General features: G+C 73.5%; 23 protein-coding genes. 9 read left to right on the top strand and 14 right to left on the bottom strand.

Annotation, left to right across the window (positions count from 1 at the left end; translation table 11 throughout):
- The first annotated feature begins 66 nt into the window (after positions 1 to 66).
- Complete coding sequence (locus tag AB0411_RS11840) at positions 67 to 387, top strand: bifunctional 3-phenylpropionate/cinnamic acid dioxygenase ferredoxin subunit (RefSeq protein WP_366417111.1); 321 nt, start codon at positions 67 to 69, stop codon at positions 385 to 387.
- Entirely contained in the window at positions 384 to 1,553 is a 1,170-nt protein-coding gene (locus tag AB0411_RS11835; protein ID WP_366417110.1) for an NAD(P)/FAD-dependent oxidoreductase, read from the top strand. The genes AB0411_RS11840 and AB0411_RS11835 overlap by 4 nt, the downstream gene beginning before the upstream one ends.
- Before the next feature lie 45 nt (positions 1,554 to 1,598).
- Here AB0411_RS11835 and AB0411_RS11830 read toward each other — a convergent pair whose 3' ends face one another.
- From AB0411_RS11830 to AB0411_RS11820, 3 genes are all read right to left on the bottom strand, one after another.
- Positions 1,599 to 1,934 (bottom strand): hypothetical protein, encoded by a 336-nt coding sequence (locus AB0411_RS11830; protein WP_366417109.1) that lies wholly within the window; start codon positions 1,932 to 1,934, stop codon positions 1,599 to 1,601.
- Positions 1,935 to 1,942: 8 nt separating this feature from the next.
- The gene (locus AB0411_RS11825; RefSeq protein WP_366417108.1) at positions 1,943 to 2,764 is read right to left on the bottom strand and encodes an SDR family NAD(P)-dependent oxidoreductase; all 822 of its coding nucleotides are present in this window, start codon (positions 2,762 to 2,764) and stop codon (positions 1,943 to 1,945) included.
- A gap of 108 nt (positions 2,765 to 2,872) precedes the next feature.
- Positions 2,873 to 3,922: a hypothetical protein gene (locus AB0411_RS11820; RefSeq protein WP_366417107.1), complete on the bottom strand. Its 1,050-nt coding sequence runs from the start codon at positions 3,920 to 3,922 to the stop codon at positions 2,873 to 2,875.
- Positions 3,923 to 4,084: 162 nt separating this feature from the next.
- On the opposite strand from AB0411_RS11820, the gene AB0411_RS11815 reads away from it, so the two are divergent.
- The 3 genes from AB0411_RS11815 (at position 4,085) to AB0411_RS11805 (ending at position 6,100) form a co-directional block, all read left to right on the top strand.
- Positions 4,085 to 4,402 carry a hypothetical protein gene (locus tag AB0411_RS11815; RefSeq protein WP_366417106.1) on the top strand — a complete coding sequence of 106 codons (318 nt, stop codon included), beginning with the start codon at positions 4,085 to 4,087 and terminating at the stop codon, positions 4,400 to 4,402.
- A 131-nt stretch (positions 4,403 to 4,533) separates the two neighbouring features.
- Entirely contained in the window at positions 4,534 to 4,755 is a 222-nt protein-coding gene (locus tag AB0411_RS11810; RefSeq protein ID WP_086721449.1) for a hypothetical protein, read from the top strand.
- A 106-nt stretch (positions 4,756 to 4,861) separates the two neighbouring features.
- The gene (locus AB0411_RS11805; RefSeq protein WP_366417105.1) at positions 4,862 to 6,100 is read left to right on the top strand and encodes an SPFH domain-containing protein; all 1,239 of its coding nucleotides are present in this window, start codon (positions 4,862 to 4,864) and stop codon (positions 6,098 to 6,100) included.
- A 136-nt stretch (positions 6,101 to 6,236) separates the two neighbouring features.
- Here the strand turns inward: AB0411_RS11805 and AB0411_RS11800 are convergent, their stop codons facing one another.
- The 7 genes from AB0411_RS11800 to AB0411_RS11770 form a co-directional block, all read right to left on the bottom strand.
- Entirely contained in the window at positions 6,237 to 7,544 is a 1,308-nt protein-coding gene (locus tag AB0411_RS11800) for a benzoate/H(+) symporter BenE family transporter (RefSeq protein WP_366417104.1), read from the bottom strand.
- Positions 7,541 to 8,743: a trans-sulfuration enzyme family protein gene (locus AB0411_RS11795; RefSeq protein ID WP_366417103.1), complete on the bottom strand. Its 1,203-nt coding sequence runs from the start codon at positions 8,741 to 8,743 to the stop codon at positions 7,541 to 7,543. Before AB0411_RS11795 ends, AB0411_RS11800 begins: the two co-directional genes overlap by 4 nt.
- Complete coding sequence (locus tag AB0411_RS11790; RefSeq protein ID WP_366417102.1) at positions 8,740 to 10,590, bottom strand: FAD/NAD(P)-binding protein; 1,851 nt, start codon at positions 10,588 to 10,590, stop codon at positions 8,740 to 8,742. The genes AB0411_RS11795 and AB0411_RS11790 overlap by 4 nt, the downstream gene beginning before the upstream one ends.
- Positions 10,587 to 11,588, bottom strand: coding sequence for a 2,3-diaminopropionate biosynthesis protein SbnB (gene sbnB, locus AB0411_RS11785; protein WP_366417101.1), 1,002 nt, complete (start codon positions 11,586 to 11,588; stop codon positions 10,587 to 10,589). The genes AB0411_RS11790 and sbnB overlap by 4 nt, the downstream gene beginning before the upstream one ends.
- 15 nt (positions 11,589 to 11,603) lie before the next feature.
- Complete coding sequence (gene sbnA / locus AB0411_RS11780) at positions 11,604 to 12,551, bottom strand: 2,3-diaminopropionate biosynthesis protein SbnA (RefSeq protein WP_366417100.1); 948 nt, start codon at positions 12,549 to 12,551, stop codon at positions 11,604 to 11,606.
- Between the two features lie 435 nt (positions 12,552 to 12,986).
- Positions 12,987 to 13,391, bottom strand: coding sequence for a hypothetical protein (locus AB0411_RS11775; RefSeq protein ID WP_366417099.1), 405 nt, complete (start codon positions 13,389 to 13,391; stop codon positions 12,987 to 12,989).
- Positions 13,392 to 13,537: 146 nt separating this feature from the next.
- On the bottom strand, positions 13,538 to 14,182 hold the full coding sequence (locus AB0411_RS11770; protein WP_366417098.1) for a TetR/AcrR family transcriptional regulator: 645 nt from the start codon (positions 14,180 to 14,182) through the stop codon (positions 13,538 to 13,540).
- A 113-nt stretch (positions 14,183 to 14,295) separates the two neighbouring features.
- Between AB0411_RS11770 and AB0411_RS11765 the strand changes: the two genes are divergently transcribed.
- The 3 genes from AB0411_RS11765 to AB0411_RS11755 all read left to right on the top strand — a co-directional run bounded on the left by AB0411_RS11765 (position 14,296) and on the right by AB0411_RS11755 (position 16,674).
- Entirely contained in the window at positions 14,296 to 15,486 is a 1,191-nt protein-coding gene (locus AB0411_RS11765; RefSeq protein WP_366417097.1) for a cytochrome P450, read from the top strand.
- 4 nt (positions 15,487 to 15,490) lie between these two features.
- On the top strand, positions 15,491 to 15,706 hold the full coding sequence (locus AB0411_RS11760; RefSeq protein ID WP_366417096.1) for a ferredoxin: 216 nt from the start codon (positions 15,491 to 15,493) through the stop codon (positions 15,704 to 15,706).
- 197 nt (positions 15,707 to 15,903) lie between these two features.
- On the top strand, positions 15,904 to 16,674 hold the full coding sequence (locus tag AB0411_RS11755; protein WP_366417095.1) for a PE-PGRS family protein: 771 nt from the start codon (positions 15,904 to 15,906) through the stop codon (positions 16,672 to 16,674).
- Positions 16,675 to 16,887: 213 nt separating this feature from the next.
- Here AB0411_RS11755 and AB0411_RS11750 read toward each other — a convergent pair whose 3' ends face one another.
- Positions 16,888 to 17,163, bottom strand: coding sequence for a zf-HC2 domain-containing protein (locus AB0411_RS11750; RefSeq protein ID WP_366417094.1), 276 nt, complete (start codon positions 17,161 to 17,163; stop codon positions 16,888 to 16,890).
- Positions 17,164 to 17,212: 49 nt separating this feature from the next.
- Here AB0411_RS11750 and AB0411_RS11745 point away from each other — a divergent pair, with 49 nt between their 5' ends.
- Positions 17,213 to 17,806: a sigma-70 family RNA polymerase sigma factor gene (locus tag AB0411_RS11745; RefSeq protein ID WP_366417093.1), complete on the top strand. Its 594-nt coding sequence runs from the start codon at positions 17,213 to 17,215 to the stop codon at positions 17,804 to 17,806.
- An 88-nt stretch (positions 17,807 to 17,894) separates the two neighbouring features.
- On the opposite strand, the gene AB0411_RS11740 is transcribed toward AB0411_RS11745, so the two are convergent.
- From AB0411_RS11740 to AB0411_RS11730, 3 genes are read right to left on the bottom strand one after another with little or no spacing between them, the layout of a single operon-like run.
- Positions 17,895 to 18,365 (bottom strand): copper chaperone PCu(A)C, encoded by a 471-nt coding sequence (locus AB0411_RS11740; protein WP_366417092.1) that lies wholly within the window; start codon positions 18,363 to 18,365, stop codon positions 17,895 to 17,897.
- Positions 18,362 to 20,779, bottom strand: a complete 2,418-nt coding sequence (locus AB0411_RS11735; RefSeq protein WP_366417091.1) for a heavy metal translocating P-type ATPase — start codon at positions 20,777 to 20,779, stop codon at positions 18,362 to 18,364. Before AB0411_RS11735 ends, AB0411_RS11740 begins: the two co-directional genes overlap by 4 nt.
- Positions 20,776 to 21,057, bottom strand: a complete 282-nt coding sequence (locus tag AB0411_RS11730; protein WP_366417090.1) for a hypothetical protein — start codon at positions 21,055 to 21,057, stop codon at positions 20,776 to 20,778. Before AB0411_RS11730 ends, AB0411_RS11735 begins: the two co-directional genes overlap by 4 nt.
- Between the last annotated feature and the right edge of the window lie 209 nt (positions 21,058 to 21,266).

The following is a 21,266-nucleotide window of genomic DNA, read 5'->3' as shown; positions in this document are numbered from 1 at the left end:
TTGCGCATAGCGCTTCATCGTGCGCTCCACGAAACTCGATGATTCCGAATGCACCAGGGGGGTCCTGTGATTCCTGTCTGCCCTCTCGCCGACCTGCCGGCAGGCGAGTCCGTACGCATCGACACCGCACCGCCGATCGCCGTCTTCCACACCGACGGGCAGCTGTACGCGATCGACGACACCTGCACCCACCAGGACGCCTCACTGGCGGACGGCTGGCTGGAAGGGTGCCTGGTCGAATGCCCGCTGCACGCCGCCTCCTTCGACCTCCGCACCGGGGCGGCGACCTGCCTGCCCGCCCGCCGGGCCGTGCGCACCCACCCCGTGACCGTCCAGGACGGCATGATCTACGTCCACCACGCCGCCGAGGAGGGCACCGCCGCATGAACTCGGTCGCAGTCATCGGGGCCTCGCTGGCGGGCCTGTACGCCGCGCGGGCCCTGCGTGCCCAGGGGTTCGACGGCCGCCTGGTGATCGTCGGGGACGAGTGCCACGGCCCCTACGACCGGCCCCCGCTGTCCAAGGACTTCCTCACCGGCAGCACCGACCCGGGTCAACTCGCCCTGGCCGACGCCGAGGAGATCGCCGAACTCGACGCCGAATGGCTGCTGGGCACCCGGGCCACCGGGCTCGACACCGCGGGACGCTCGGTGCTGCTCGACGGCGGCCGGTCGCTGACCACCGACGGCGTGGTCCTCGCCACCGGCGCCGCCCCGCGCCTCCTCCCCGGCCCGGTGCCCGCCGGGACGCACACCCTGCGCACCCTCGACGACGCCCAGGCGCTCCGTGCGGATCTGGCGTCGGGGCCGGTCCGGGTCGCGGTGATCGGCGGCGGCTTCATCGGAGCCGAGGTCGCCTCGTCCTGCGCCGCCCTCGGCCATGACGTCACCGTCGTCGAGGCCGCCCCGCTCCCCCTCGTCCCGCAACTCGGCGGCGCCATGGCCGAGATCTGCGCCGCCCTGCACGCGGACCACGGCGTCACCCTGCTCACCGGAACCGGCGTCGCCCGGCTGCACAGCGGCGGCACCGGCCGGCGCGTCACCGGGGTCGAGCTGGCCGACGGCCGGCTGCTCCCCGCCGACGTGGTCGTCCTCGGCATCGGGGTGCGCCCCCGCACCGCCTGGCTCGCGGACTCCGGCCTGCCGCTCGACGACGGTGTGCGCTGCGACGCGGGTTGTGTCACCCCGCTGCCCGCCGTCGTGGCCGTCGGCGATGTCGCCAGGGTCGACGGCGTCCGTGCCGAGCACTGGACCAGCGCCACCGAACAGGCCGCCGTGGCGGCACGGAACCTGCTGGCGGGCGCCACGGTGGCGACCCACCGGAGCCTGCCGTACTTCTGGTCCGACCAGTACGGCGTCCGCATCCAGTTCGCGGGCCACCGGCTGCCCACCGACACCCCGCGCATCCTGGAGGGCTCCCCCGACGACCGCAGCTTCCTCGCCTGCTACGAACGGGACGGACGCACCACCGCGGTGCTCGCCCTCAACCGCCCGCGCCCCTTCCTGCGGCTCCGCCGCGAACTCGCCCGCACCGCCCAGCCGGCCACCACCTGACCTCCGGCCTGCGCCCCGGCACCCCCGGGTCCGGCACCCGCGGCGTCACGGCCGCGGAGGCGCCGGCGTCCGCTCGCGCAGGACGGCCTCCACGGCCGCGGCGTCGTCCGGCGTGAGGACCGGGCGCACGAAACGGCCCAGATCGAGGATCAGCGCGTCCCGCTTCGAGAACCGCCCCGGGTCCAGGCTCGCCCAGTAGCGCGGGTGGGCGGTGCCCCAGATCCGGGCCCGACCGCTGAAGGCCCCGATCTCCACCCGCCGGACCGCGCGCACCGAGGCGTAGCGGACGGTCTTCGTCCCCCACGGGAAGTAGTAGCCGCGAATGCGCAGGACCTCGGAGGTGCACTCGATCCAGCGGTCCCGGTAAAGGATCTCCGCCATCGTCCGCCTCAGCCGTCCGCGCCGTCGCGGGCCTCGATGCGGAAGGAGAACGCGGCGCCGCCGGGGTCGAGCGCCGTGACCCCGCCGTCGACCGTGAGCACCGCGCCGTTGACGAAGGAAGCGGCCGGCGAGAGCAGCCAGCCGACCGCCTCCGCGACCTCCCGCGGCTCTCCGGGGCGGCCCGCGGGCAGCAGCCGGGTGGCCTCCTCGTAGCCGGCGTCCGCCCCGCCGGCCGCCTGCCCGGTCTCCTCGGCGAAGCGCGTCATCCGCCGGTCGGCCATCTCCGTGCGCACCCAGCTGGGGCAGACGATGTTGGCGCGCAGCCCGGCCCGCCCGTAGTCGACGGCGAGCGACCGGCAGAGCTGGAGCAGGGCGGCCTTGGACGTCGCATAGGCGGCGTTGCCATGGCCGTTGCGCAGGGCGGAGACCGAGGCCACCGCGACGACAGCGCCGCGGCTCGCCAACAGGTGCGGCAGTGCGGCGCGTTGGAGCAGGAACGGCCCGGTGACGTTGGTGGCCATCACGGCCTCCCAGTCCTCGAGGGACAGGTCTCCGACGGCCCCGCTGCGGGCGATCCCGGCGTTGAGGACCAGCCCGTCGAGCCGCCCGTACGCGGACACGGTGGCGTCGACGAGCTCCTGCACCGCGGCGGGATCGGCGGCATCCGAGGGATGCGCCAGCGCTCCGGTCTCCTCGGCGAGCCGCCGCAGCGGTTCGGCCCGGCGTCCGGAGATCACCACCTGGTGCCCGGCGGCCCGCAGCAGCCGCGCGGTGGCGGCACCGATGCCCGTCCCGCCACCCGTCACAAGCACAACGCGCTGTTCCGCCATGGTCGTTCACGCCTCCGAAGATCGTCGCCTGCCGCCCTCGCGATCATACGGACGAACGCCACGGACCGGGCACGGACGTCCGGAGCATGACGCGATCCTGGCGATGACTCACCCACCCCCTTGTCCCGGAGCGGAGAGCGGCGGGGTGGGGGACGTGGTGGCTTCCCATTGGCTGAGGATGCCGTCCCAGTCGTGTTGGGCGGCGGTGATGGCGTTGGCGTCCCAGGCGGCGTGGGAGGCCTGTTGGTACTGCTGGTGCTGTGGGTGATGCAGGTATTGCTGGTGGTGTGGTTGCTGCTGTTGGGGGTGCTGGTGCTGTAGATGCTCGTCGTAGGCGCGGTACTCCTGGTAGTCCTGCTGGTCCGGGTAGTTCTGGTACGGCTGCTGCTTCCAGGGCTCCTGGTCGTAGGGCTCGCGCAGGTGCTGCGATGGTCGTTCGCGCCAGGCCGGATGGGAGTTCTCCGGCTGCGGGGACGGCGGGAGGTTGGCCATCCTGCGGTGCCGGCCGGTGCGGTCCGGTGACGAGGTCGGGGAGGGCCGGCTCTCCGCGGAGAGCTGTTGTGCGCGTGCCACAAGGAGCCGGACGTCGAGTCCGAGTTCGGTGGCGAGGGCGGTGAGGTCGACTCCGTTGTGCCAGCTGCTCATCAGGACCGCGTCCAGGGCCGGCGCCCAGGCCGGCTCGTTGGACAGGGGGCCGGCGGGGACGGGGGCGGCGGCCGGCGCCGGCGCCGCCGGGCTCACGGGGTGCGCGGCGGCCGGCGGCGACGTGTGCGAGGCGGGCGGCGGCGCGGGGTGCGACGCGGGAGGGGGCGTGGGATGGCTCGCGGGGGGCGTCGTGGCGGGAGCCGCGGGGGACGTGGTGGTCTGCTGGGCGGGGGGCTGCTCGCGCGTGGTCTGGGCAAGCAGGCTCTTGGCGACCGCGCGGGCGTCGTCCTTGCCCACCGTGCGGCGGGCCAGGCGCACTTCGCGCTCGTCCAGGCCCAGCAGCTCGGCCACCACCGCGTCGCTGCCCACGGTCACGGCGAAGGCGGCCAGGGTCCGCGAACGGCGGGCCTCGGCCTCGTCGAGGAGTCCCTGTGTACGGCGGACCTCGTCATCGCTGCTGCAAAACGCCTGTGCGAGTACGGCATGGCGCTCCCACAACTCCCTCGGTTCCATGACTGCGACAACGTTTCTTCGTCCGGATTGGTCCGCTTCCCGGCTATAGATCACTGCATAAGGTGATATTCGAGAGAGATACGCCCAGGCCGCCACGGTGGAAGTAGGGAACGCTGCAAAAATACGCAGTGACCCCAGGGCGGAAGAATCGTTTCTACGGCCATGAGCGACCCCTCTTCCGGCACCGTCGCAGGCCACGGACAGACCCCGATCCCCCGCCCCGGGCGCATGCCGCGGTGGATCACCTCGGACATCCTCCGGCAGACACCGGTGTACGCCGGGCTCGTGAAGCAGTGGACGGACCGCGCCGCCACCGTTCCCGGAGTCGCCGACCCGGAGTGGCAGCGGCTGGTCTCCTACCGCGCACTGATGGAGGAGACCGAGACCGCCCTCACGGCCCTGCGTCCCCACCGCGCGCCCGATGTGCTGCCGCCGAGGAAGCAGGTCCCCGCGGCCCGTACGGCCCGCCTGGACGCCTGAACCCGCTGCGCGCCGGGGCCCCATGGCGCCGGCCTGATGCGGCGGCCGGGCCGGAGTACCGTTGAATTGTCGAGGATGTCCCGCTGCCAGGATTCCGCCCGGCAGCGGCTTTGACCAGCGACGGAGCCCGGGTGAGCGCGACGGATGACACGGACTTCAGCCCGATCGGGGTGATCGGGCGGGTCACCGTCTCGATCCCGACCGACGGACCCGGTGAGGTGCTGCTGCCCGTACGCGGCGGCACCGAGGCCTTCGCCGCCTGGTCCCGCGAGCCCATCGCCCGCCATACCCAGGTCATCGTGGTGGAGCACACCTCGGCGCGGTCGGTGATCGTCGCGCCGCTGCCCGCCTGACCGGGCCGTCCTGCAAGACCGCGCCCGGCCACCCGGGCGCCGCCCTTCCCGCGGCCGTCCCCGTCCACCGGCCCGGGGCCGGTCGCAACGGACCAGGAGCCTTCCGATGTTGTTCTGGCATGTTCCTGCGCCGAACGAGGCGCTGTTGATCTCCGGCTCGAAGCGCCGGACCGGGGACGCCCAATTCCGTATCGTCACGGGCCATGGCTGCTGGGTCATGCCCGTCAAGCAGAAGGCGAGCGTGCTGGCGCTGTCGCTGCGGGAGGCGGAGATCTCCGAGGACTGCGTCACCCAGCAGGGCATCCGGATCGGCGTCCGGGCGGTCGCCGTCTTCAAGGTCGGGGACGACCAGACCTCGATCGCCAACGCCGCGCGCCGCTTCCTGGACGAGCAGGCCACCATGGAGGAGCTGGTGGGCCGGATCTTCGCCGGTCACCTGCGCTCGATCGTCGGCGGACTGACCGTCGAGCAGATCATCCGGGAGCGGGACCGGGTCGCCCAGGAGGTCAAGGACGGCAGTCACTCCGAGATGGAGAAGCTCGGCATCGTCGTCGACGCCCTGCAGATCCAGGAGATCGCCGACACCTCCGGCTACATCACCAATCTCGCCGCTCCGCACGCCGCCGCGGTCGCCAGCGCGGCCCGGATCGCGCAGGCCAAGGCCGACCAGGAAGCGACCGAGCGGGAACAGCAGGCGGCGGCGCTCAAGGCGGAGTACGAGCGGGACACCGCGATCAAGCGGGCGGGATTCCTCGCCGAGACCGAGCAGTCCAACGCCCGCGCCGCGCAGGCCGGGCCGCTGTCGCAGGCCAGGGCCTCGCAGGAGGTCATCGAGGAGCAGACCGCGCTGGCCCAGCGGCAGGCCTCGCTGGCCGCGCAGCGGCTGGAGGCCGAGGTGCGCAGGCCCGCGGACGCCGAGGCCTACCGGCTGCGCACGCTGGCCGAGGCCCAGCGGGACCAGGTCCGCTTCGAGGCGGACGCCCGCGCCTACAGCGAGCGGGCCGTCGCCCAGGCCCGGGCCGATGCCAACACGGCCCTCGCGGGCTCGTTGCGGGACGGCAACCAGGAGCTGATCGCCGCCAACCGCACCATCGAGAACCTCCCCGCCCTCACCAAGGCGGCGGCCGAGGGCCTCGCCCATTCCCGGCTGACCGTCCTCAACGGCACCGACGGGATCAATGAGATCGTCTCCGGCATCGTCGGCGAGGGGCTGGCCATTCTGGACAGCCTCAAGAACGGGACCGGTACATCCGGTTCCGCACCCCCGCTCGCCGATGGCACGGGGCCGCTGCCGCAGAAGGTGACGAACCTGAAGCGGGACGGCGCCGGGTCCGGCTCGTCCTGACCGGTCCCCTGCCCTGCTGTGCCGCGCTCGCGGCACAGCAGCACAGGCGGCGCGGGGCCGCCGGACACGGCGGGTGTCCGGCGGCCCCACGGCGCCCGGACCGCCCTTCGCCCGCCCGCGAGCGGGCGAAGGGCGGTCAGGCGGCGGGCTTCTCGGACGCGGCGCGCCGGCGGGTCAGGACGAGGTGGGCGACGACGCCGAAGAGCAGTCCCCAGAAGGCCGATCCGATGCCGAAGAGGGTGACGCCGGAGGCGGTGGCGAGGAAGGTGATCAGGGCCGCCTCGCGGTCCTTCTCCTCCTTCACCGCACCGGTCAGGCCGCCTGCCAGGGCACCGAGCAGCGCGACGCCGGCGACCGCCGCCACCAGCTCCTTGGGCAGCCCCGCGAAGAGCACCACCAGCGTCGAGCCGAACGCCCCGATGAGGAGGTAGAACGCGCCGCAGGAGACCCCGGCCACGTAGCGGCGCCGGGGGTCGCGGTGGGACTCCGGGCCGGTGCAGATCGCGGCCGTGATCGCCGCGAGGTTGACGGCATGCGAGCCGAACGGCGCGAGCAGGGTGGAGACCAGGCCCGTCGAACCGATCAGCAGGCGGTCCTCGGGCTGGTAGCCCGACGCGGTGAGCACCGCCATGCCCGGTGCGTTCTGCGAGGCGAGCGTCGCCAGGATCATGGGCACCGCGATGCCGATGAGGGAGGCGAGCGAGAAGTCCGGGGTCGTCAGGACCGGCTTGGCCAACTCGATCCGGTCCAGGTGGATGTCCAGCCGGGAGCTCGCCGCGCTGGCGAGGACGCCCGCCGCCAGCGCGACGAGGACGGCGTACCGGGGCAGCCAGCGCTTGGCCAGGAGGTAGGCGACCAGCACCGAACCGGCAATGAGCGGTGCGGTTTTGAGGGAGGTGAAGACCCCGGTGCCGAACGAGAACAGGATGCCGGCGAGCATGGCGGAGACGACGGCGGTGGGCACCTGCCGCATCAGCCACCCGAACACCCCGGTCAGACCGACCAGCGTGATCACCAGCCCGGTGATGAGGAAGGCCCCGATGGCCTCCGCGTAGGAGTACGCCCCCAGGCTCGTCACCAGCAGGGCGGCGCCCGGTGTCGACCATGCGGTGATCACCGGCATCTTGGTGCGCAGGCTCAGCCCGATGCAGGTCAGGCCGCTGCCGATGGAGATGGCCCATACCCAGGAACTGGTCTGGGCGGTGTCGAGGTGTCCGGCGGACGCCGCGGCGAGCACGATGACGAGCGGGCCCGAGTAGGACACGACGACGGCGACGAAGCCCGCCAGCACGGCGGACAGGGAGGCGTCGCGCACGAGGCCGGGCCGGCGCCCCGGCTCCGAGGCCGGGGGCGCACCGGCGCCTTCCGGGGCCGCGGCGCCCGCCGGCGGGACGGGGTCCGGCGGCGCGGCGTCGGGGTGGGGGGTGGGTGTCTGGGAACTCAACGGTTATCCTTAGCGGCCTTTTCAAGGGCCTGTTCGAGGTCGGCGACGAGGTCTGCGGGGCTTTCCAGACCGATGGACAGGCGCAGCATGTCCTTCGGCGAGGTACTACCCGGCCCTTCGAAGGTGTAGCGGTGTTCGACCAGGCTCTCCACGCCGCCCAACGATGTGGCGCGGATGAAGAGTCGGCAGTGGTTCGCGGTGCGCAGGGACTGCTGCCACGGGCCGTCGACGTGCAGGGAGAGCATGCCGCTGAATCCCCCGGTCATCTGGCGGGCGGAGATCTCGTGTCCGGGGTCGGTGGGCAGCCCGGGGTAGGCGACGCGGCGGATGAGGGGGTGGTCGGCGAAGTGCTCGGCCACGGTCTGCGCGGTGGCCGAGATCTGCCGCATCCGCGGGAAGAGCGTACGGATGCCGCGCAGGAGGAGGTAGGTCTCCAGCGGGCCGAGTATCGGGCCGGTCAGCCGGCGGTGCAGCCGCAGCCGCTCCCAGATCGCGTCCCGGGCCGCCGTGCTCTCCGGCGCCCTGACGAGCAGTCCGGCGACGACGTCGGTGTGGCCGTTGAGGTACTTGGTGCCGGAGTGCATGATCAGGTCGGCGCCGAGGGTGAACGGCCGGGAGTGCACCGGGGTGGCGACGGTGTTGTCGACGCCGAACAGGGCACCGGCCCGGTGGGCGATCTCGGCGCACCCGGCGAGGTCGGTCACCGTCCAGGTGGGGTTCGCCGGGGACTCCGCCCACACCAGCGCGGTCGGCGCGGCGTCCACGGCGGCCGCCACCGCGTCCAGGTCGTTCATGGGCGCCTGGACGACCTCCAGTCCGCGCGCGGCGCCGAACTCCCGCAGCCACGTGGTGAGTCCGAAGTACATGGTCTGCGGGACCACGACCCGTGCCCCGGCGGGCAGCACCTGGAAGACGGCGGTGGCGGCGGCCATCCCGGACGAGAAGACGAGCGCGTCCGAGCCGCCCTCCAGACCCGCCACGACCTGCTCGACCTGCTCGTACCCCGGCGCCCCCTGGTCCCGGAGGTAGGCCAGCCCGGCGGGCGAGCGGTACTGGTCGTCGCGCGCGTAGGTCGCCCCCAGCCCGATCGGGGGCGGTACGGCGCCGGTGGTCGGGCAGCGCCAGCCGTCGCCCTGCGCGGCGCGCGTCTCGGGCCGGTACTCCTGGGTCCACGGGGTGTACGTCTCGCTGTTGTTCATCGCTTCCTCGTCATCAGTTCCGGCAGAGCAGTGCCCAGGGCGAGTTCCGCGTCGCGCAGCGCGCGGGAGGGCACGCCGGGCGAGGGAACGTAGTGGTTGTAGTAGCTCGATCCCTCGGTGTGCGGGCCGAGGAGGTACAGGCGCGGCTGCGCGGTACCCGTACGGTCGACGCCCCGGCCCTGCCGGGTGACGTCGAGTCCGTGCACCGTTCCGCCGCGGTGGGCGAGGGTGCGCAGGCGGCCCGCGGCGACGAGCGTGCCGAGCAGCGAGCCGGGCAGCCGGTCGGCGGCGGGCTCGGCCACATGTGCCTGCACCACATGGTCGGCCTCCATCCGCAACGGCTCCGCCAGGCAGGTGGATTCCAGCCGCCACGGGCCCGCTCCGGCGGGTGCGACGAGCTTCGGGCGCGGGCCGGGGCCGAGCCGGACGATCCCCGCGTCGATCAGGGCGAGCAGCTCCGCCGACCGGTCCAGCTGCGGGCCGATCACCAGCCGGTTCACCGTCGGGGCGAACTCCCCGAAGAACGCGGCCAACGACGCGTCGTCGACGCCGGGCGGGTCGACGACCGCCCGCAGGACGTCGCGGTGGTCGCGGAGGACCTCCAGGGCCTCCTTCAGCGGGCTCGCGCCGAGGCCTGCCTCGGCCTCGGCCAGATCGGTGGCGACCTCGTCGAGGAACCAGTCGCGGTAGGCGTCGTACCCCGTCCACTGCCGGGCCGCGAGGCCGGCGGACAGGATCCCGGGCACCGGGCCGGGGCCGAAGCGGGCGCGCAGCTCCGCCCGTACGCTCTCGTGCCCCGCCCGGGCGCAGCGCCTGGTGAGTTCCAGGCCCGCGCTCATGGCGTCGCCCGCCTCCCGGGCCAGCAGGGTGCGGTGGTAGGCGAGTTCCATCTCGGCCTCGACCAGGGGCAGGACGTCGTCGGCGAAGTGCAGCCGGCCTTGCGGGCGGTGGGCGCGCAGGGCGCCGAGACGCTCCTGGGTCAGCACCAGCGGCGCGAAGCGCACCCGTCCCGGAGGGAGGCGGGGGCGGCTGCGCGAGGGCATCCCGGAGCGGTTGGTGAGCACGATCGACGGCTCCCTCCCGCTGGGGAGATAGCGCATGCCGTCCGCGCCCGTCGTGTGCCTGCCGCCGCGTCCGAGCGTCAGCGTGGCGATGACGTCCATGGCGGTCAGCCCCGTGCCGAGGACGGCCACGCGTTCGCCGGGGCCGATGCCGTCGAGCGCCTCGGGCAACGGGTAGGGGCGGGTGACCAGCCGCGGGTCGGAGGCGGGCGCCGCGGGTTCGTAGAACGTGTGGTGCCCGACGGTGACGAAGACGGCGTCGGCGTCGAGACGGCTGCCGTCGGCGAGGACCACCGTCTCGGTGTCCGCCGCTCCGGGGACGATGTCGACGGCGGTCGTACGGTGCCGGACCAGCGCGAAGGACGCGGGCGCCGCGGCGGTGATCTCCTCCGCCGCCCAGGCGAGGTAGGCGCTCAGGAGCCTGCGCGGCAGGAAGTCGTTCGGCCGGATCTCCCGGCCCTCTCCCGTGCGCACCGTGTAGCCGTCCTCCGCGAGCCGCAGGTCCCGCTGCCGGCACCAGGTGTGCAGCGAGGGGCCGGACACCGGGACGGGGCCGTCCACCATCTCCGCGTCGGCAAAGGCCGTCAGCTGGGCGCAGACGGTGTTGAGCAGGAGGTGGTCGGGCTGCTCCGGGAGGTGGAATCCGGGGCCGAAGGGCTGCGGGTCGATGAGGTGGACGGTGAGCGGGGCGGGCCGGTCGAGGCAGTGCGCGACCAGCCGTTCGACGAGACCGAGCCCGCGCGATCCGGCGCCCACGATCGCGACGGAGCGGGGTATGTGGTTCACCACCGGCGGGTCTCCCCGAAGAAGTGGGGCACCTCGATCGCGGTGCCGTCCTTGCGGGCCTCGCCCAGGACGAACGCGCCCACCGCCAGGTCCAGTACGCCCAGTCCGAACGGCGAGAAGACCACCGGGCGGTCCGGGGAGAGCGTCACCTCGCCGTTCAGCACGCCGGCGAGGGTGCCGTTGACGAAATCACGGGACCCGGAGCGCTGCTCGGCCAGGTGGGGCGAGGTCTGGGCCTTGAGGCAGTGGTCGATGTCGTCGAGGACGTTGTCCGCCGCGAGGATCACCTCGGGGGCGAGGTCGCGCAGGGAGACGTGGAGCACGAGCTGTCCGGGCTTGAACGGCGTGCTGACGTAGGGCTCCAGCGCGGTCGTGGCGAAGACGACGGTGTCGGCCTGCAGCGCGGCGTCGAGGTCGGCGGTGAAGTCGGCCGGACAGTGCTGGGTGCTGCGCACATGGGCGGCCAGGGCCTGTCCTGACGCCTCGTCGAGGTCGTGGACGAGGTACGAGTCCGGTACGCAGCCCGCGACGGACAGGTAGTCGCAGATGTTGCGGGCGATGACGCCCCCGCCCACGACGGCGGTCCGGGTGCCGGCGTAGCCGTCCGGGCGCAGCGCGGTGGCGGCGACGGCCGCGGAGGCGGCGGTGCGCGCCGAGCTGATGCCGGCGGCTTCCAGGCAGGCGATCGGGTAGCCGGTCTCGTAGTCGTTCAGCAGGAGGACGGCCGAGGCACGCGGGGCCCCGATGTGGGTGTTGCCCGGGAAGCTCGCGATCCATTTGATGCCGGCGAGCTGGACGTCGGCGCCCAGGAACGCGGGCAGCGCGATGATCCGGGAATCCGGCTTGTCCGGGAAGCGGAGGAAGTAGCTGTCCGGATTGATGGAATCTCCGGACTCGTGCGCCAGATAGGCGCTGCGGACAATACCGAGAACCTCTCCCCGCTTGCCGTCGAGGACCTGACGGACCGTTTCCCCGGCCACGATCTCGAAGTCGAACATACAGCTTCCCCCCACTCAGGCCGGTGCCTGAGATATCTTGTGGCCGGATATGGCAGGCCAGCGTTCGGCCACCCATGCGTCGTTGTAGACGGTCTCCAGATAGCGATCGCCGAAGTCCGGTGAGATCGCCGCCACGACACTGCCGTCCGGAATGTTCTTGGCCGCGTCCTGGACGGCGCACAGGACCGTGCCGGTCGACCCTCCCAGGAGCAGTCCGCGCTCTTCGGCCAGCATCCGGCACATGCCGACGGAATCCGCTTCGGGAATGAGCACGACGTCGTCGATGTTCCGCGTGTCCAGTATTTCCGGGCGCCTGCTGGTCCCCAGGCCGGGAAGGTGGCGCCGGGCGGCCGGCCCGCCGAAGGTCACGGAGCCCGCGGCGTCCACCGCGATGATCCGGGTGACGGGGCTGTGCCGGCGGAGGTACTCCGCGCAGCCCATCAGCGTCCCCGTCGTGCCGGCCCCGATGAAGGCGTAGTCGATGTGGCCGATCTCCCGCAGGAGCGCACGGCCGGTACGGTCCCGGTGCGCCCGCGGCCCGGCCGGGTTGGCGTACTGGTTCAGCCAGTGGAGGCCGGGATCACGGTGCAGGCGCTCGCCGATGTAGTCGATACGTGATTGCAGATAGCCGCCCTGGGCGTCCGGGACGTCGATGACGACCACTTCGGCGCCGAGCACCTCCATCAGGCGCCGCGACTGGCGGGTGGCGTTGGGGTCGGTGACACAGGTCAGCGCATAGCCCTTTGCCGCACACACCATGGCCAGAGCGACGCCGAGATTTCCCGACGTCGACTCGATCAGCCGGGTCCGCGGAAAGCAGTGCCCGGAATCCTCGGCCGCCTCCACGAGTGCGACAGCGGTCTTGAGCTTTACCGAACCAGCAGGATTGAGACCTTCCAGTTTGAGGAAAACGGAACTCCCCGGCACCAGTTGGTCGAGCCGGATGAAGAGATCATCCAGCACGAGATCATAAACTTCTTCCGCTATCACCAGAATCCAAACCGTTAAATTGGGCGGCGCAAAACAAGCGCGCTCGCAGAAGCGAGGTGCCCATGGGCTTGTTGGTCGGCGCACGGGTCAGGTGCGCTACGCAGAAGGGACCGTTCCCCCGTCCCCGTTGGTCGCACTTCCCCCATTCGCGATGCGACAGGACAATCCTGCCACTCCGCAAGCCCCCTGACAACGATTCAACGGAAAACGAGAAACGTTGAAAGGCGAATCGTGGGGCGGCCATGGCGGAATGAATTCTTCCCGTTATCGGGCGGCCACTCCCGCGCGGGACCGCCGGCGACACGTCCCCCTTCGCCCCGGGGGATTCAGTGGAATCCGCATGCGGCACGGCATGCAGCGGGCCCGGGATCACGATCCCGGGCCCACCGCATGACGTGCCGTCAGGTCCTAGAGGAGGCCGAGCAGCCCCAGGCCGAGCAGCCCGTCCTTGCCCAGGGCGCCGTCGCGGCCCAGCCCGTCGCGGCCCACCCCGTCGCGTCCGAAGCCGTCGCGCTCGTAGCCGCTGTCCCGGCCGAAGCCGTCGTTGCGGCTGTCGCGGCCGACGCCGTCGTAGCCGTCGTGGCCACCGTGCCCGAAGCGGCCGTGGTGGCGGCCGTGGTGGCGGCCGTGGTGTCGGTTGTGATGCCGGTCGCCGTAGCGGCCCCTGTCGCAGTGGTGGTGCGAGAAGCACTTGGGGCTCTGTGCGGCCTGGGGGACCGGAGTTGCGGCGGTGGCGGCGCCTGCCGTCGGCACCACCAGGGCAGCCGCGGCCAGGCCGGCCACTGCAAGGCCGCGAGGGATCGAACGGAGCATGTTTCCACCTTCACTCGACTGTGCAGAAAAAGAATATTCTCTGCAAAAGTGACAATAAGCGGACTTCTGCCCACCGACCCGCGCCCCGCCGCAGAGTCACTGGAACGCAGCACACACGGCGACAGGCCGTGCCGCGCCCCGCCAGGTCACCCCCGAGCCGGGCCGTCCCGCCCGTCGGCTCCCCCGCCGTCACCGGCCTCCCCGGCCTGCGGCAGTCCCTCCAACAGCCCGCCCAGTGCGCCCACGACGAGCCGGCACACCGTGTCGGGGTCGGCGCTTACCAGGGGCTCCTTGCCGACCACCACACGCATCAGGCCAATTCCGAGCAGCCAGGAGAGCGCCAGATCGCCCCGCAGCGTGCCGGTATCGGACTCGGAGAGCGTGGCGAGCACCGCCGCGTACTCCTCCCCCAGCCCCCGGAGCGCACCCGCGATCTCGTCGCTGCCGCCGATGGAGCGCAGGCACACCTCCAGCGAACGGTCGGCGCCCTCCCTGCCGCCGGCCAGCATGCCGCGCAGCGCGACCTCGAACAGCCGCTCGGCGGGGGTGGTGCGCAGCTGTTCATGGCCGCCACGTGCCATCACCTCCCCGAACAGCGCCTTCTTCGATCCGAAGTAGCGGAACAGCAGGGCCTGGTTGACCCCGGCGCGGTCCGCGATGTCGCGCACCGTCGCCCGTTCGTAGCCACGCTCCGCGAACAGCCCCGACGCGGCATCGAGCAACCGCAGCCGGGTGCCCTGTGCGTCCCGGCGGGTCGTGCTCGCCGCGCCGTGCTGCGGGGTCTTGGCCATCGCCACGCTCCTCTCCGTTGGCCCGTCAGGATGACGGCCACAATGCATCGTTGACCGCCCCGAGGAGGGCGGCCTACCTTTTGTAAGCAGGTGCTTACACAAGGGAGGTCACCATGACCACAGCCGACACAGCACCCCTCTCCTACCCCTTCAATGTCGCCGAGAGCCTCGAGCTCTCCGAAGAGTACGAACACGCCCGCAATCGCCCCGGGCTGCTGAAGGTGCGGATGACGTACGGCGAGCCGGCCTGGCTCGTGACCCGGTACGCCGAGGCCCGGTTCGTCCTGGGCGATCAGCGCTTCAGCCGTGCCGAGGGCGTACGGCACGACGAGCCCCGGCAGTCCGAAGGGCGCCGCGACAGCGGCATCCTGGGCATGGACCCGCCCGACCACACCCGGCTGCGCACGCTGGTGGCGAAGGCCTTCACCGTCCGTCAGGTCGAGAAGCTCAGGCCCCAGGTCAAAGAGCTGGCGCACGAGATGCTCGACGAGCTGGAGGCGGCCGGGCCGCCCGCCGACCTGGTGGACCGCTACGCGCTGCCGATCCCCGTCGCGGTGATCTGCCGGCTGCTGGGGGTGCCCACCGAGGACCGGCCGCGGTTCCGGGTATGGAGCGACGCCGCGCTGTCGACGAGCTCCCTCACCGCGGCGGAGTTCGACGCCAATCAGGAGGAACTGCGCTCCTATATGCGGCAGTTGATCGAGGAGCACCGGCGCGCGCCGCAGGACGACCTGATGACGGCGCTGATCGACGCCCGGGATGTCAACGACCGGCTGACCGAACTCGAACTCGTCGACCTGTGCGTCGGGATCCTGGTCGCCGGGCACGAGACCACCGCCACCCAGATCCCGAACTTCGTTCTCGCACTGCTGGACCACCCGGGCCAGCTCGCCCTGCTGCGCGAGCGGCCGGAGCTGATCGGCGGGGCCGTGGAGGAACTGCTGCGGTTCGTCCCGCTCGGCAGTGGCGCGAGCCAGCCGCGCTATGCGACGGAGGACGTCGAGGTCGGCGGGACCCTGGTCCGGGCCGGCACCCCCGTCCTGGTGGCGGTGGGCGCGGCCAACCGGGACGCGCTGCGCTTCGAGGGACCGGGGACGCTGGACATCTCCCGGACCGGGAACCAGCACCTCGGGTTCGGCCACGGGGTGCACCACTGCCTGGGCGCGCCGCTGGCCCGGCTGGAGCTCCAGGAGGCGCTCCTCGCCCTGATCACCCGCTTCCCCGAACTGCGGCTGGCCGGCGATGTGGAGTGGAAGAGCCAGATGCTGGTGCGCGGGCCGCGGGTCATGCCGGTGGGGTGGTGAAGCGATGACCTGGCACGTGGAGATCGATCCCCTGCGGTGCATGGCCTCGGGATCCTGCGCCGCCGTCGCGCCGGACCTCTTCACCCTGGACGGCACGCACGCCCGCCCGTTGCGCGAGCGGATCGACGAGGACGAGCGGGCGTTGGACGCCGCCGATGTCTGCCCGGCCGTCGCCATCACGGTCCGGGACGGCGAGAAGGTCATCGGGCCCCGGCCCTAGACGCGGCGGCAACGGCACCACCACGGTACGGGAGAGCACGGAGCATCTGACGGGGCGCGGCGTCGGGCCGCGCCCCTGTCCCGTGTCCGGTTCCCCGCCCCGCACTCCGCCCGTGGCCTGCCGGCACCGGCCCCTGCGTGGCAGGTGGGGCCCCTCCCGCTCCGGCTCCGGGGCCGGGGTGCGACGATGGGCCTGTCATGGTTGCGGGGCAGGTTCTCAGAGGGCTACGCGCCGCGGTGTTCGCGGCGGTGTGCGTGCTGCTCGCCGCGCTGGGGCACATGGCGATGTCGGATGCCGTGGTGCCCGCGTGGATACTGCTCACCGCATGGGCGGGGACCGCGGCCGTCGGCTGGTGCTGTGCGGGCCGGGAACGCGGGCCGCTGTGGGTGGGATTGCTGACCGTCGGCACCCAGGCCGCCCTGCACAGTGCCTTCTCGTTCGGCCAGGCGGTCGCCGCCGGCGGCGAGCGCTCGCTCGCGCGCCAGTGGGCGGACAGCTTGCTGTGCGGGGCGGAGGGCACACCGCTCTCCGGTCCCGACGGCGCACGGCTGATGCAGCTGATGCGTCAGCAGATGGCGGCCATGTCCTCGACGGGGCGTCCGCACGACGTGCAGGACATGGGCTCCATGGAGTCCATGCCGCACATGGGCTCCATGGGCGGTATGGACCACGCCGCCCAGATGCCGGGGATGCACGGCAGCGCCACCGGCATGCTCGCGGCCCACCTGCTGGTCGCGTTGCTCGGCGCGGCGTGGCTGTGGGGCGGCGAACGGGCGGCGTTCCGGCTCGTTCGGACCGTGTCGGCCCGGCTGTTCGCCCCGCTGGTGCTCGTCCTGCGGATCCTGCTGCCCGATCCGCGGCCCGCCGTCCGCGCCGCCCGTCAGGAGCCGCGGCGTGCGGTGCGGCAGTTGCTGCTCGCGTATGCGAGGTCGTTGCGGGGTCCGCCGCATGAGCCGGCTGTCTGCTGACAGCAGGTCGTGATCCCGAGCCGGTGGACGGGCGGGTGCCGAGCGCACCCGCCGGCGTCCCGGCTCCGACGTCACCGGTCCCCGCCGCGCGCGGCGACCGGATCATGCGAAGGACTCCAGATGATGATCGATGTCCGGATGCCGGTGGCGCTGCTGCCCGCGTCCGTTCCCGGCGCACCGGCCGACGGCGGCGGGTGTCCGCCGGCCACCGCGTCAACCGGCCCGTTTGCCGCCCGGGTCGGCACCTGTCGCCCCCGGTCCGGCGGCCGACCGCAGCCGCGCGAGCAGCGCATCGGCGGCGGCCGGGTCGTCCCCGGGGTGCGCGACGCGGTCGAGGCCGGCCGCGAGGGCCCGTGCCTGCGCATCCCACTGTCGGCAGTCCCGGCAGCCGGCCAGGTGGTCGTCGAGCCGGCCGGGGGTGAGTCCGGGGGGCAGTTCCTCCCCGTCGAGGCGGGCCGAGAGTGCCGTACGGATGCGCGAGCAGTGCATGCGCCCATCCTCCCCGACGCACGGCCGCGCGGCGAGGGGCGGTCGCGGTATGCGCGATGACGAGGCGGTGACGGGCTGGGCACTGGCCGCCCGTACCGGGGACGAGCGCGCCGTCGAGCAGTTCGTGCGGGCCACCCAGCTCGATGTGCGGCGCTATGTGACACATCTCAGCGGTGATCCGCAGGCGACCGACGACCTGGTGCAGGACACCTATGTGCGGGCGCTGCGCAGCCTGCCGCGGTTCGAGGGCCGGTCGTCGGCGCGTACCTGGCTGCTGACCATCGCCCGGCGGGTGGTCGCGGACCGCATCCGGTCCCTCGCGGCGCGGCCCCGGCTGGCGGCGACGGACGACTGGCAGACGGCCGCCGAGCGGGTGCAGCCGCGGGGCGTGCCGGGGTTCGACGAGGGCGTCGCGCTGGCCGAACTGCTGGCGGCGCTGGCGCCGCAGCGGCGGGAGGCGTTCGTGCTCACGCAGTTGCTGGGGCTGCCGTACGCGGCGGCGGCCGGGGTGATGGGCTGCCCCGTGGGGACCGTGCGGTCCCGGGTGGCACGTGCCCGCGAGACGCTGGTCGCGCTGCTGACCGAGGCGGAGTGCCCGGAACCGGCCGAGGTGCCGCCCGTCTATGCGGACGCCGTGGCCTGACCGGGCGCGGCCCGCGGGAGTGACGACGGGGCTCATGGACGGGCGAGGGCCGGTCCATGAGCCCCGTGGCATCCGGTGGCCGGCGGGCTCACCGGCCGGGGCGTACCGCCCGGGCGCGTACGGTCCGCGGCGGGCTGTCGCGGAAGTGCAGCGTGAAGGTGAGCCGGTCGCCGGGCGCGAGCCGCGGCGGTGGGCTGACCATCACGTCCAGGGTCGTCGGCGTCATGGTCAGGGTGCCGCCCGCCGGGACGGTGGCGGCGCGGACCATCGCCATGCTCCGGGCGTTGCGCCCGATGTCGACGGTGCGGCTGAGCATCGCGCGGTGGCCGGCGGGTCCGGTGACACCCGTCAGGACGTCGTCGGCGCCGCCGGTGTTGCGCAGGGTGAAGAACGCGGCGGTGGCCTCGGCCCCCGAGGGGATCAGCACCCGCCCCTCGGGGATGCTCAGCTCCGCCGGCCGGCCGGCGTTCCCGGCGGCGGTCCAGGCGGTGAGCATGCCGAGGGTCACCAGGGCGGTGAGCAGCGGGACGAGGACGGACGGGACGGACGGCCGGGTCATGAGGACTCCCCACGGGGTCGGGTGCGGCGGCCGTGGGGGCGGCGGTCCCGGCTGCCGGGTCCGCCCGGCCGCCAGGCGCGCAGCCGGAGGCTGTTGCCCACGACGAGCAGTGAGCTGGCGGACATGGCGGCGGCCGCCGGCATCGGGCTGAGCAGGCCGACGGCGGCGAGCGGCAGGGTGACGAGGTTGTAGCCGAAGGCCCACACGAGGTTGCCGCGGATGGTGCCCAGGGTGCGCCGGGCCAGGCGGACCGCGTCGGGGATCGCCTGGAGGTCCTCGCGTACGAGGGTGACATCGGCGGCGCCGATCGCGGCGTCGGTGCCGCTGCCCATGGCGATTCCGAGGTCGGCGAGGGCGAGGGCGGCCGCGTCGTTGACGCCGTCGCCGACGACGGCGACCCGGGCGCCCTGCTCCTTGAGGGTGGTGACGAGGGCGGCCTTGTCCTCGGGGCTCGCCCCGGCGTGGACTTCGGTGATGGCGAGGTGGCCGGCGACCGCGCGGGCGGTGGCGTCCCGGTCGCCGGTGGCCAGGACCGGCCGCAGCCCCAGGCGGCGCAGATGGTCGACGGCGCGGTAGCCGTCGGGACGGAGGGTGTCGCCGACCGCGAGGACGGCCTGCGGGGTGCCGTCGACGGTGACGAGGACGGCGGTGTGACCGGCGCTCTCGGCGGTGCGCACCGCCTCCGGCAGCGGGGCGGGCAGGCCGGTGAGGTCGCCGGGCCGGGCGACCTCCACCCGGTGCCCGTCGGCCGTGCCCCGGACGCCGTATCCGGGGGTGGCGGCGAAGTCCCGTACGGGCGGCAGCGGTCGGTCCGGCAGCCGCGCGGCGGCGTCGGCGCCGATCGCCCGGGCCAGCGGGTGTTCGGAGCCCTGCTCGACGACGGCGGCCAGCCGCAGCGCCTCCGTGGCGTCGAGTCCGCCGGTGCGTGCGGTGAGGGCGGTGACGCTCATCCGGCCCGTGGTGAGGGTGCCGGTCTTGTCGAGGACGACGGTGTCGATCCGGCGCAGCCGCTCCAGCGCCTCCGGCCCGCGCACCAGGATGCCGAGCTGGGCGCCCCGGCCGGTGGCGGCCAGCAGCGCGGTGGGGGTGGCCAGCCCCAGCGCGCAGGGGCAGGCGACGACGAGGACGGCCACCGCCGCGGTGATCGCGGACTGCGGGTCGGCCCCGGCGCCGAGCCAGAAGCCCAGGACGGTGACGGAGACGGTGAGGACGGCGGGGACGAAGACGGCCGCGACCGCGTCGGCGAGCCGCTGGACCTTGGTCTTGCCGGTCTGGGCGTCCTCGACGAGCCGGGTGATGCGCGCGAGTTGGGTGCCGGCGCCCACCGCGTCGGCCCGTACCTCCAGCAGGCCACCGGAGTTGAGCGCGCCGCCGACGACCGCGTCGCCCGGACCGACCTCCACGGGGCGGCTCTCCCCGCTGATCAGGGACAGGTCCAGGGCGGAGCCGCCTTCGACGACGGTGCCGTCGGTGGCAACGCGTTCGCCGGGCCGGACCAGGAAGCGGTCACCGGCCCGCAGCCGGTCCACCGGGATGCGCCTCCCCCGCTTTTGGCCCTGTTCGCCGGGGGGAAGCTCGCTGTCGTCGTCGGGGCGCACCTCGACGTCCTTGGCGGCGAGTTCGGCCAGGGCGCGGAGCGCGGCGCCGGTGCCGCGCCGGGCCCTGGCCTCCATCCGCCGCCCGGCCAGCACGAACAGCGGGACGCCGACGGCGGCTTCCAGGTAGAGGTGCGCGGTCCCGTCGCCGGTGGCGGGCAGCAGGCTGAACGGCATGGTCATGCCGGGCGCCCCGGCCCCGCCGAGGAAGAGCGCAGAGGCGGACCAGGTGAAGGAGGCGACGACGCCGAGGGAGACCAGGGTGTCCATGGTGGCCGCGCCGTGCCGCAGGCCGCGCAGCGCACGGGCGTGGAAGGGCGCGGCGCCCCACACGGCGACGGGCGCGGCGAGCACGAAGCACAGCCACTGCCAGTTGCGGAACTGCCAGCCGGGCACCATCGACAGGACCAGCACGGGCAGCGAGAGCGCCGCGGTCACCAGCAGCCGGTGCCGCTCGGCGCGGGCGGCGTCGTCCCCGTCGTCCGGACGGTCGGCGGGCGACGGCCGGTCGGCAGCCGGCGGCCGGTCCTCCGCGTCCGGCGCCGGGGCGGGGTCGTGGGGCCGGGCGGTGAATCCGGCCGCCTCGACGGTGGTGACCAGGTCGGTGACGGACACCGTCGCGGGATGGCTGACCGTCGCCCGGCCGGTGGCGAGGTTCACCGTGGCGGCGACGCCGTCCAGCCGGCCGAGCTTCTTCTCGACCCGGCCCACACAGGCGGCGCAGGTCATCCCGCCGACCGTGAGGGTGGTGGTACGGGCCGGGGCCGGTGTCTCGGAAGGGGCCGCCGACGGGGCGTCGGAGCGGGACGACGACGTCATCGCGGCCCTCCCCCCGTCACCGGCCGGGGAGCCCCGGCGCCCATGCCGTGCATCCCGCCCATGTCCCCGTCGTGGGCGGGCGCGTCGCCTCCCGTGCGGGTGCCGCCCGCCGGGTGCAGATCGGGGGCCACCGGGCCGGCGGCGGCGCCGGCCGCGTACGACAGGGCGCCGAGCAGCGCCAGCAGCACGAGGAAGCCGAGCACCGACCGTGCGGGCAGCAGCCGGGGGACGGCCTGCCGGAGAGAGCGCCGACTGCGGTCGGCCGAAGAGCGGGACATCGCGTCATCGTGGCAGGTGGAGGCGGCCCCGAGCGGGCGATCCGGGGCCCGTCGGGGGGTGAGGTTCCTCCCGTTCCCGCGCCGGAACTCCCCGCCCCGCGGGCCCGACTAACTGGGTTTGGACACCGGCGCATCCGCGGAACACCCGGGCGAATTCCCCGATTCCGGCGGGAACTCGACGCGCCCCGCGCACGACCTCTCCAACGCCG

Origin of the sequence: Streptomyces angustmyceticus (assembly GCF_040701845.1) — a bacterium.
GTDB classification, from domain to species: domain Bacteria; phylum Actinomycetota; class Actinomycetes; order Streptomycetales; family Streptomycetaceae; genus Streptomyces; species Streptomyces angustmyceticus_A.
This window is presented reverse-complemented; position numbering and strand designations above follow the sequence as displayed.